Origin of the sequence: Mycobacterium sp. (genome assembly GCF_032162605.1) — a bacterium.
Classification (GTDB): domain Bacteria; phylum Actinomycetota; class Actinomycetes; order Mycobacteriales; family Mycobacteriaceae; genus Mycobacterium.
Map to the genome: position 1 here is coordinate 43,432 of NZ_JAVROT010000595.1, position 9,843 is coordinate 53,274.

Below are 9,843 nucleotides of genomic sequence, written 5' to 3' on the forward strand. Positions count from 1 at the left end.
GCTGTCCGCGTGAGCCTGCCCGTTGTTCTGATCGCCGACAAACTTGCCGAATCGACAGTTGCCGCCCTGGGTGACCAGGTCGAGGTGCGCTGGGTCGACGGCCCCGACCGAGAAAAGCTGCTGGCCGCGGTGCCGGAGGCCGACGCGCTGCTGGTGCGCTCGGCGACGACGGTGGACGCCGAGGTCATCGCCGCCGCGCCCCGGCTCAAGATCGTGGCCCGTGCCGGCGTCGGCCTCGACAACGTCGACGTCGACGCAGCGACCGCACGCGGCGTGCTGGTCGTCAATGCGCCGACGTCGAACATCCACAGCGCGGCGGAGCACGCCCTCGCGCTGCTGCTCGCCGCGGCCCGGCAGATCCCGGCGGCCGACGCAACACTGCGTGAGCGCACGTGGAAGCGGTCGTCCTTCTCGGGCACCGAGATCTTCGGCAAGACGGTCGGCGTCGTCGGACTCGGCCGCATCGGACAGCTAGTGGCGCAGCGGCTCGCCGCCTTCGGCGCCCACATCGTGGCCTACGACCCCTACGTGTCCCAGGCCCGCGCCGCACAGCTCGGTATCGAGCTGCTGACGCTCGACGAGCTGCTGGGACGCGCCGACTTCATCTCGGTGCACCTGCCGAAGACCAAGGAGACCGCTGGCCTCATCGGCAAGGAGGCGCTGGCCAAGACCAAGCCGGGCGTCATCATCGTCAACGCCGCCCGCGGCGGCCTGATCGACGAGCAGGCGCTCGCCGACGCGGTCATCAGCGGTCATGTGCGCGGCGCCGGACTGGACGTGTTCTCGACCGAGCCGTGCACCGACAGCCCGCTGTTCGGGCTGCCGCAGGTCGTCGTGACCCCGCACCTCGGTGCCTCCACTGCTGAGGCGCAGGACCGCGCCGGGACCGACGTGGCGGCCAGCGTGAAGCTCGCGCTGGCGGGTGAATTCGTCCCCGACGCTGTCAACGTGGGCGGCGGTTACGTCGGCGAAGAGGTCGCGCCGTGGCTGGACCTGGTGCGCAAGCTGGGGCTGCTGGTGGGCGCGTTGTCGGCCGAGCTCCCGACCAACGTCGCCGTCCAGGTGCGCGGCGAACTGGCCTCCGAGGAGGTCGGGGTCCTGCGGCTCTCGGCACTACGCGGCTTGTTCTCCGCGGTCATCGAGGACCAGGTGACCTTCGTCAACGCCCCGGCTCTGGCCTCCGAGCGCGGGGTCGAGGCCTCCATCGACACCGCGCCGGAGAGCCCCAACCACCGCAGCGTCGTCGACGTGCGCGCGGTGGCCGTCGACGGCTCGACGGTCAACGTGGCGGGCACGCTCTCGGGTCCGCAGCTGGTGGAGAAGATCGTCCAGATCAACGGACGCAACCTCGACCTGCGCGCCGAGGGCGTGAACCTGATCATCAACTACCACGATCAGCCGGGCGCGCTCGGCACCATCGGCACGCGACTCGGCGTCGCGGGGATCAACATCCTCGCCGCCCAACTCAGTCAGGATGCCGATGGTGACGGTGCGACGATCATGTTGAGGCTCAACCGCTCGGTGCCCGACGACGTGCTGAGCGCCCTCGGCGCCGACGTCAAGGCCGTGACGCTGGAACAGGTGGACTTGTCATGAAACTGGCGGTGATCGCAGGCGACGGCATCGGACCCGAGGTGATCGACGAGGCCCTCAAGGTGCTCGACGTGGTCAAGCCGGGCGTCGAACACACCACCTACGACCTGGGTGCGCGGCGCTATCACGCGACGGGTGAGGTGATGCCCGACGGCCTGGTCGACGAGCTCCGCACGCACGACGCGATCCTGTTGGGCGCCATCGGCGATCCGTCGGTGCCGAGCGGTGTGCTGGAGCGCGGACTTCTGCTGCGAATGCGGTTCGAGCTCGACCATCACGTCAATCTGCGGCCGTCGCGGCTGTACCCGGGCGTGACCAGCCCGCTCGGCGACGTCGACATCGACTTCGTCGTCGTGCGGGAGGGCACCGAGGGGCCGTACACGGGCACCGGCGGCGCGATCCGCGTCGGCACGCCGCACGAGGTCGCCACCGAGGTGAGTCTCAACACCGCGTTCGGCGTCGAGCGGGTGGTGCGCGACGCGTTCACCAGGGCGTCCAAGCGACGCAAGCACCTGACGCTGGTGCACAAGACCAACGTGCTGACGTTCGCGGGCAGGTTGTGGTCGCGCATCGTCGCCGAGGTCGGCGAGGAGTTCGCCGACGTCGAGGTCGCCTACCAGCACATCGACGCGGCGACCATCCACATGGTCACCGATCCCGGCCGGTTCGACGTCATCGTGACCGACAACCTGTTCGGCGACATCATCACCGACCTCGCCGCCGCGGTGTCGGGCGGAATCGGCCTGGCCGCCAGCGGCAACATCGACGCCACGCGGACCAATCCGTCCATGTTCGAGCCGGTGCACGGCAGCGCGCCCGACATCGCAGGCAAGGGCATCGCCGATCCGACGGCGGCGATCATGTCCGTGGCACTGCTGCTCGCGCACGTCGGCGATGACGCCGCGGCGGTGCGGGTGGACAAGGCGGTCGAGGAGCACCTGGCAACCCTGGGCGGGGAGAAGCTTTCGACGTCGGCGGTCGGCGACCGCATCGTCGGGTTGCTCTGACTCGGTCGGACAGATACTCAGGCTGATCTGATGGGTGGATGCGGTGCGGTTGCCCCTCCTAGCGTCGTAGCGTTCGACGCTAGGAGTAACGATTGACGACGGAAACCGTTCGCAAGCCCAGCGATTCAGCGATCCATCCGCTGGACGACCCGGTCCGGTCGTCGTTGCGCGGAGCTCACGCGCGGTTCGCGGTCTGGTCCGGCCGGATTGCCCGGATTGCCCGGTACGACCGGGAGGTCGCGGGGTTCGTCGGCCATCCGCTGGAACTCGACGAGCAGGATTGGTCAGATCTCGCCGCGTCGGTGGGTCCATCGACCGAGGTGTCGCTGCGGGGTGCTCACGTTCCGCCCGCCGACTGGGAGGTGCTCGGACAGATGGGTTCGGTGCAGCTGGACGGATCGGCATTCGAGGTGGCTCCCGATCCGGATGTCGTGGTGCTCGGCGCCGCCGACGTGCCGCAGATGCTGGATCTGGTCGAGCGGACCAAGCCAGGGCCGTTCCGAGTGCGGACCATCGAGATGGGCACGTATCTGGGGCTTTTGGACGACGGGCGACTGGTGGCGCTGGCCGGTGAGCGGATGCACCCCGCGGGCTGGACCGAGATCAGTGCCGTCTGTACCGATCCGCGGTTCCGCAAGCGAGGTTTCAGCACCCGTCTGGTGCGGGCGGTGGGCTACGGCATCCGCGTTCGTGGGGAGGTTCCGTTCCTGCACGCGAGGGCCGACAACACCCCGGCGATCAGGCTCTACGAGTCACTGGGTTTCACGCTCCGGAAGCGTTCGGTGCTCACGTTGGTCCGGACTCCCCGGCATGCACCGCTGTGACTCCCAGTGATGCGTCGCCCTGGTCCGATACGGCACCTGGTGACGACGTCTTTCGGTTGCGCCCATGAAGTCATGACGCCTAGCGCCGGTGCACCGACTCGACCGTGTACAGATGCGGATCGAAGCCTTCGGCGAGCGCCGCCGCCCGGCCCATGTGCTCACGCGCGGTCGGGTCGGCCAGCATCGCCTGATAGGCCTCTGCGGTCTCCCACTGCGCATAGTTGACGACGCGAGTTCCGTCGGTGCTGAGGTGAATGTTGGCCGACACGAACCCGGGAACGTGCCGCATGACGTTGTCGCTCGCCGCCTCCAGTAGTTCTGCGAGCTCATCGGCCTTCGCCGGCTCGACGGTGAACACGTTGATCAGCGTGGCGTGGGGACCGTGTCGCTCGATGGTGGTCACTTTCGGCTCCTCCAGTTGTCAGGTTCCTTACATAGTCGACCGTAGCACGATGTAAGGTTCCTGTCATGTCTGAGCCGGAGGTCGAAGGTGGTGCGGGCTACCTGGTGAAGCGGGTCCAGCAGTCGATGCGACGCCGCTGCGATGCCGCGTTACGCCCCACGGGGTTGTCGATGGCCCAATACGCGGCGTTGCGAGCACTCGCCGATCACCCAGACGCGTCGGCATCGGAGCTGGCGCGCCTCTGCTTCGTCACCCGGCAGTCGCTGCAGGATCTGCTGGCGGGACTGCGTTCGTCTGGTCTGGTGCGATCGGCGGCGGCGGCGTCGTCGTCGGGGCAGGGGCGTGCCAACGCGCTCGCGCTGACCCCGGTCGGACGCAAGCGACTGGCGGCCAGTCACGACGCGGTCCTCGACGTGGAACGGTCAATGGTGCGGGGCCTTTCGGCGAGCGCCCGGCACGAGCTGGCCGACCTGCTGACCCGGTGTGCCGAGAATCTGGAGAACGGAACAGTCGATTGAGTACGCGCCTGCCGACGTTGGTGACGCTGAGGCATCAGTGCTGGCTGTTCGTCATCGGGTCCCTCTGTTTCGCGACGGGCACGGCGCCCGGCTTCTCAGCTCTCGCAGGCGCGGAAGCGGCCAACGTGGCATGCTTCGTCGGCTCGTGGCTCTTCACCAGTGCGGCCTGGATCCAACTGGTGCGCTCGGGCCCGAAGGGCAGCGTCGAATGGCTCTCGGCTGCAACGCAGTTCGCGGGAACCGTGTTGTTCAACGTCAGCACCGGCGCGTCGGTGTGGGCGCACGCGGTGTTGATGGAACGCAGGCTCGTGTGGGCGCCCGACGCCACCGGCTCGTTCGCGTTCCTCGCTAGCGCCGCGCTCGGCATCGTTGCGGTGTCGGCGCAGGTCGGGTACTGGGTGCCAAGGTCGCGTGACTGGCAAGCCCAGTGGGTCAACATGATCGGCTGCCTCGCGTTCGGCGCGAGCGCGGTCGGGGCGTTCGTCCACGAGACGGGTACCGACGCGGACGAGGGGCTCGCGAACGTGGGCACCTTCATCGGCGCCCTTTGCTTCCTGGCCGCAGCGCTGATCGTGCTGCCCCGCTCCCGCGCGCCTTCGACGGTCTGAGGGGTTAAGGCTGCCCGACTACTCGGCGAGGCGTGACTGCGGCTTGCGGATTGGATCGGCGTCGACCGGCACCAACGGCAGCGCCAGCAGGGGGAACAGTGCGCACACCGCGAAGGCGAGCGGAAAACCGGCCGCGGTGATCAGTGCGCCGAACACCGGCGGAACGATGCCCGCCGTCAAGAGCTGACTGGTGTTCTGCGTCCCCAGGGCGCGGCCGCTCCAGAACGGACCTGCGATCTCGGCGATCGCGGTGAAGGCCAGGCCGTTGTCGGAGACGGTGATGACGGAGGCGGCCACCATCACCGCGATCGCGAGTGGTGAGTGCAGAAGATCGGTCAGCGCGAGCAGGCCCATTGCGATGGCCGCTCCGATGGCGATGGTCCGGATCGGATGAAGGCGCGAACCGGCCTTGTCCGACCACCGGCCCGCGGCGATCCTCCCTGCCGCGCCGAGTATCTGCGCAAAGGTCACCATCGCGCCCGCAGACGCCGCCGACCAGTCGCGGTCGGTCATGAGCCACACCAGGGTGAACGTCCACACCACGCACTGTGGCGCGACGAGAAGCACCGAGACGGCATGGATGCGCCACAGCGTCGAGGACCCGCGATAGGGGTTTGTGAGGTCATCGGCGTGCGCCTCGGCTCTGGCTGGTCGAGGTGGATCGAGCACGCCGACCGCGCTGATGACGGCGGCGACGGCGCACGCGATGGCGGGGAACAGCAGGGCCGCGGTGACGCCCATGGTCTCGGCCAGTCGGGGAATCACCAACGCGCCCAGACCGACTCCGAGTGGCTGTGCGGTCTGACGGATTCCCATCACCAGACCGCGCTGATGTGGCGGAAACCAGCCGACCACCAGGCGGCCGCTTGCGGAGTTGCTGCTCGCGGCTGCCATGCCGCCGAGGAACAGGAAGACTCCGACGGCGGGCAGGGAGTGCGCCGAGGCGGCCGCGAACGCCGACACCGCCGTCAGCGCGGAACCGACGGCCAGCACCAGGCGTTCGCCGAACCTGTCGACCAGATAACCCCAGGCGATGAGTGTGGCGACCATTCCGAAGCTGGGGAGCGCCGAGATCAGGCCTGCCTCGGCCAGGTCGAGGCCCTGCTCGGTGTGCAGGGTGGGAATGAGGAAGGCCACGCCGTTGATGAACACGTTCGCGCACAAGGTCGCGGTGAGTGCGATCACCAACATCGACCACCGGCGCACGGTGCCGATCGCCGAGGTGTCCATGACGATCATGTTGGCACGCACTTCCCAACATATTAAATCTGATTCCCAATATATGAGGCAGCAAAGAATCTCGTCACCGTGTCGCTTCCCGACTCGACCCCGTTTCTGCGTCGGGTATTCGCGCCTCACTAGGCTGTGAAAAATGCGCCTCGGTCGAATTGCCAGCCCAGATGGGGTCGCCTTCGTCAGCATCGAGGGTGACCCAGCAGACGCGATCGTTCGGGAGATCGCCGAACATCCCTTCGGTACCCCCACGTTCACGGGCCGATCGTGGCCACTTGCCGACGTTCGGCTGCTTGCGCCGATCCTGGCCAGCAAGGTCGTCTGCATGGGCAAGAACTACGCGGCCCACGCGGCCGAGATGGGTGGTGAGGCGCCCGAGGATCCGGTGATCTTCCTCAAGCCCAACACCGCGATCATCGGGCCCAACGTGGCGATCCAGCTTCCCGCGGACGCGCATCCCGTTCACCACGAGGGGGAGTTGGCGGCGGTCATCGGCAGGCCGTGCAAGGACGTGCAGGCGTCGAAGGCCGCGGAGAACATCCTCGGCTACACCATCGCCAATGACGTGTCCGCACGCGATCAGCAGAAGCAGGACGGTCAGTGGATGCGGGCCAAGGGCCACGACACGTTCTGTCCGGTCGGCCCGTGGATCGACACCGAGGTCAATCCCTTCGACCTGGATCTGCGCACCGAGGTCAACGGTCAGGTGCGCCAGCACAGCCGAACCTCGCTGATGATTCACGACATCGGCGCGATCATCGAGTGGGTCTCGGCCGTGATGACGCTGCTGCCTGGCGACCTGATACTCACCGGGACGCCGGAGGGCGTCGGCCCCATCGAGGACGGCGACACGGTGAGCATCACCATCGAGGGAATCGGAACGCTGTCCAATCCCGTTGTGCGCAAAGGAAAGTCATGACCGATGGAAAGGTCAGGGTCCGGTTCTGTCCGTCACCCACTGGCACCCCCCACGTGGGACTGGTGCGGACGGCCCTGTTCAACTGGGCCTACGCGCGCCACACGGGCGGCACGTTCGTGTTTCGGATCGAGGACACCGACGCCGCCCGCGACAGCGTGGAGAGCTACGCCGCCATCCTGGACGCGCTGCGCTGGCTCGGGCTGGACTGGGACGAGGGACCGGAGCTCGGTGGGCCGTACGCGCCCTACCGGCAGTCCGAGCGCGGCGAGATCTACCGCGACGTCGTGGCCCGACTCCGCGAAGCGGGGGAGGTGTACGAGGCGTACTCGACGGCCGACGAGGTCGAGGCCCGCCACGTCGCCGCAGGCCGGAACCCGAAGCTGGGCTACGACAACCACGACCGCACCCTCACCGATGCCCAGCGTGCGCAGTTCGCCGCCGAGGGGCGCAACCCCGTGCTGCGGCTGCGGATGCCCGACGATGACATCACGTGGAACGACCTGGTCCGCGGCCCGACGACGTTCGCCGCCGGTGCCGTGCCCGACTTCGCCATCACCCGGGGCAGCGGGGATCCGTTGTACACCTTGGTCAATCCCGTCGACGACGCGCTCATGAAGATCACCCACGTGCTGCGCGGCGAGGACATCCTGCCGTCGACTCCCCGGCAGATCGCGCTGTACCTGGCACTGATGCGCATCGGGGCCGCCGAACGGGTTCCCGAGTTCGCACACCTGCCAAGCGTTCTCGGTGACGGCAACAAGAAACTGTCCAAGCGCGACCCGCAGTCGAACCTGTTCCTGCACCGCGACCGCGGGTTCATCCCCGAAGGTCTGCTGAACTATCTGGCGCTGCTGGGCTGGGGCATCGCCGACGACCACGACCTGTTCAGCCTCGACGAGATGGTGACCGCCTTCGACGTCAAGGACGTCAACTCCAACCCCGCCCACTTCGATCAGAAGAAGGCCGACGCGATCAACGCCGAGCACATCCGGCGGCTCGAACCCGAGGACTTCACTGCGCGGCTGCGGGACTACTTCGTCGCGCACGGTCACGACACGGGCCTCGATGACGCTGGGTTCGCCGTGGCCGCCGCTCTGGTGCAGACGCGCATCGTCGTCCTCGGCGACGCGTGGGACCTGGTGAAGTTCTTCGACGAAGGCTCGTATGCGCTCGACGAGAAGTCCGCAGCCAAGGAGCTTCGCCCAGAAGCGGTGCCCGTGTTCGACGCCGCGCTCGCCGCGCTGGAGGCGGTGGGCGAGTGGACCACCCCGGCTATCGAAGCGGCACTGAAGACGGCGCTGCTGGAGAACCTCGAGCTCAAGCCGCGCAAGGCCTTCGGCCCGATCCGCGTGGCGGTCACGGGGGCGTCCGTCAGCCCGCCGTTGTTCGAGTCGATGGAACTGCTCGGCCGGGACCGCAGCCTCGGTCGGCTCCGCGCCGGACGCGACCACGCAGCCGTTGACGTGTGAAATTGGGCGCTGAAATCTTTGGTAGTGTGCTCGTCGGCCGGTGAATGCGCGCGTTGGATCGCTTCAGCTCGCGTTCGGCCCGCACGACGCCTGTGACCAGCGGTTATAGGCGGTCGATGGGGTATGGTGTAATTGGCAACACAGCGGTTTCTGGTACCGCCATTCTAGGTTCGAGTCCTGGTACCCCAGCCAATCGGAGTGATTAGGTCAGCCTCCACGGGCTGAGATATGCTCACCCTCCGGAAGAAGTTCTAGCCCCCGTCGTCTAGCGGCCTAGGACGCCGCCCTCTCACGGCGGTAGCGTGGGTTCGAATCCCATCGGGGGTACAAACGCCAAGAGCGCCCGTCGTCGAGACGGGCGCCTTTTGCGTTTTCGCGGGCGCCGCAGCCCGTCACGGAAGGCGCTACAGGCGACGGGTCAGCGCCTCGGCGGCCGCGAGCAGGTCCGCTGCCCAGCGCGCGCCGGGCCTGCGGCCCATACGGTCGATCGGGCCCGACACGGACACTGCGGCGATCACCGCGCCCCGTGCGTCGCGCACCGGCGCCGAGATACTCGCGACGCCCGGTTCCCGTTCGGCCACACTCTGCGCCCAGCCGCGCTTGCGCACCTCGGTCAGCGTCCGATCGGTGAACTTGGCCTGCGGGAGCACGGCCTGCTGGGTCGCGGTGTCGCTGTAGGCCAGAAGGACCTTGGCTCCCGATCCGGCGGTCATCGGCAGACGAGTGCCCACGGGCACGGTGTCACGCAATCCCGCGGGTGGTTCGAGCGCCACCACGCACACCCTCGACGTGCCCTCCCTTCGATACAGTTGCACGCTCTCCCCTGTGATTTCGCGCAGTCGGGGCAGCACCGCCGCGCTCGCGGCGAGTAGAGGATCGTTGACCTGGCCTGCCAACTCGTTCAACGCCGGACCGAGGCGCCACCGGCCGTCGGCGTCCCTGGCCAGGAGGCGGTGTACTTCCAGCCCCGCGGCCAGGCGGTGCGCGGTGGCGCGCGGCAGGCCCGTGCGGTCGCACAATTCGGCGAGACCGCAGGGTGACTCGGCCACGGTATGCAGCACACCCACGGCTTTGTCGAGCACGCCGATACCGCTATCCTGTCTCATAGGGAGATACTAGCGTCCCGCATGTTGAGATAGATAAGTGAGATTCTCCGCATCATCACCTGCGGATCGCCCAAAGGAGTGAAGCCGGTCATGACTGACACACCACGCACCATGGCCGAGAAGGTATGGGCCGACCACGTCGTGGTCACCGGCTCCGGCGAGG

General features: G+C 67.8%; 10 protein-coding genes and 2 tRNA genes. 9 read left to right on the forward strand and 3 right to left on the reverse strand.

What is annotated here, in order from left to right; all coding sequences use genetic code 11:
- Positions 1 to 9 precede the first annotated feature (9 nt).
- From serA to QOI01_RS33815, 3 genes are all read left to right on the forward strand, one after another.
- Positions 10 to 1,596 carry a phosphoglycerate dehydrogenase gene (gene serA, locus QOI01_RS33805; protein ID WP_526388219.1) on the forward strand — a complete coding sequence of 529 codons (1,587 nt, stop codon included), beginning with the start codon at positions 10 to 12 and terminating at the stop codon, positions 1,594 to 1,596.
- Positions 1,593 to 2,600 (forward strand): 3-isopropylmalate dehydrogenase, encoded by a 1,008-nt coding sequence (locus tag QOI01_RS33810; RefSeq protein WP_526388221.1) that lies wholly within the window; start codon positions 1,593 to 1,595, stop codon positions 2,598 to 2,600. Before serA ends, QOI01_RS33810 begins: the two co-directional genes overlap by 4 nt.
- 92 nt (positions 2,601 to 2,692) lie before the next feature.
- Entirely contained in the window at positions 2,693 to 3,424 is a 732-nt protein-coding gene (locus QOI01_RS33815) for a GNAT family N-acetyltransferase (protein WP_526388223.1), read from the forward strand.
- Between the two features lie 79 nt (positions 3,425 to 3,503).
- Here QOI01_RS33815 and QOI01_RS33820 read toward each other — a convergent pair whose 3' ends face one another.
- On the reverse strand, positions 3,504 to 3,827 hold the full coding sequence (locus QOI01_RS33820; RefSeq protein WP_526388225.1) for an antibiotic biosynthesis monooxygenase family protein: 324 nt from the start codon (positions 3,825 to 3,827) through the stop codon (positions 3,504 to 3,506).
- A 65-nt stretch (positions 3,828 to 3,892) separates the two neighbouring features.
- Here QOI01_RS33820 and QOI01_RS33825 point away from each other — a divergent pair, with 65 nt between their 5' ends.
- The gene (locus QOI01_RS33825; RefSeq protein ID WP_526388227.1) at positions 3,893 to 4,345 is read left to right on the forward strand and encodes a MarR family winged helix-turn-helix transcriptional regulator; all 453 of its coding nucleotides are present in this window, start codon (positions 3,893 to 3,895) and stop codon (positions 4,343 to 4,345) included.
- A gap of 20 nt (positions 4,346 to 4,365) precedes the next feature.
- Positions 4,366 to 4,953, forward strand: coding sequence for a hypothetical protein (locus QOI01_RS33830; protein ID WP_526388239.1), 588 nt, complete (start codon positions 4,366 to 4,368; stop codon positions 4,951 to 4,953).
- Positions 4,954 to 4,971: 18 nt separating this feature from the next.
- Here the strand turns inward: QOI01_RS33830 and QOI01_RS33835 are convergent, their stop codons facing one another.
- Positions 4,972 to 6,183: an MFS transporter gene (locus QOI01_RS33835; protein WP_526388241.1), complete on the reverse strand. Its 1,212-nt coding sequence runs from the start codon at positions 6,181 to 6,183 to the stop codon at positions 4,972 to 4,974.
- A 142-nt stretch (positions 6,184 to 6,325) separates the two neighbouring features.
- On the opposite strand from QOI01_RS33835, the gene QOI01_RS33840 reads away from it, so the two are divergent.
- The 4 genes from QOI01_RS33840 (at position 6,326) to QOI01_RS33855 (ending at position 8,901) form a co-directional block, all read left to right on the forward strand.
- Positions 6,326 to 7,105, forward strand: coding sequence for a fumarylacetoacetate hydrolase family protein (locus QOI01_RS33840; RefSeq protein ID WP_526388229.1), 780 nt, complete (start codon positions 6,326 to 6,328; stop codon positions 7,103 to 7,105).
- Positions 7,102 to 8,574, forward strand: a complete 1,473-nt coding sequence (gene gltX / locus QOI01_RS33845) for a glutamate--tRNA ligase (RefSeq protein ID WP_526388231.1) — start codon at positions 7,102 to 7,104, stop codon at positions 8,572 to 8,574. The genes QOI01_RS33840 and gltX overlap by 4 nt, the downstream gene beginning before the upstream one ends.
- Positions 8,575 to 8,691: 117 nt before the next feature.
- Positions 8,692 to 8,766: transfer RNA gene (locus QOI01_RS33850), tRNA-Gln, on the forward strand.
- Between the two features lie 62 nt (positions 8,767 to 8,828).
- Positions 8,829 to 8,901: transfer RNA gene (locus QOI01_RS33855), tRNA-Glu, on the forward strand.
- 77 nt (positions 8,902 to 8,978) lie between these two features.
- Here the strand turns inward: QOI01_RS33855 and QOI01_RS33860 are convergent.
- On the reverse strand, positions 8,979 to 9,680 hold the full coding sequence (locus QOI01_RS33860; RefSeq protein WP_526388233.1) for an IclR family transcriptional regulator: 702 nt from the start codon (positions 9,678 to 9,680) through the stop codon (positions 8,979 to 8,981).
- Between the last annotated feature and the right edge of the window lie 163 nt (positions 9,681 to 9,843).

Excerpts from the sequence above, each read along its gene's own strand:
- QOI01_RS33810 (WP_526388221.1), top strand. The coding sequence starts at position 1,593 with ATGAAACTGGCGGTGATCGCAGGCGACGGCATCGGACCCGAGGTGATC.
- QOI01_RS33825 (WP_526388227.1), top strand. The coding sequence starts at position 3,893 with ATGTCTGAGCCGGAGGTCGAAGGTGGTGCGGGCTACCTGGTGAAGCGG.
- QOI01_RS33835 (WP_526388241.1), bottom strand. The coding sequence starts at position 6,183 with ATGGACACCTCGGCGATCGGCACCGTGCGCCGGTGGTCGATGTTGGTG.
- QOI01_RS33840 (WP_526388229.1), top strand. The coding sequence starts at position 6,326 with ATGCGCCTCGGTCGAATTGCCAGCCCAGATGGGGTCGCCTTCGTCAGC.
- gltX (WP_526388231.1), top strand. The coding sequence starts at position 7,102 with ATGACCGATGGAAAGGTCAGGGTCCGGTTCTGTCCGTCACCCACTGGC.
- QOI01_RS33860 (WP_526388233.1), bottom strand. The coding sequence starts at position 9,680 with ATGAGACAGGATAGCGGTATCGGCGTGCTCGACAAAGCCGTGGGTGTG.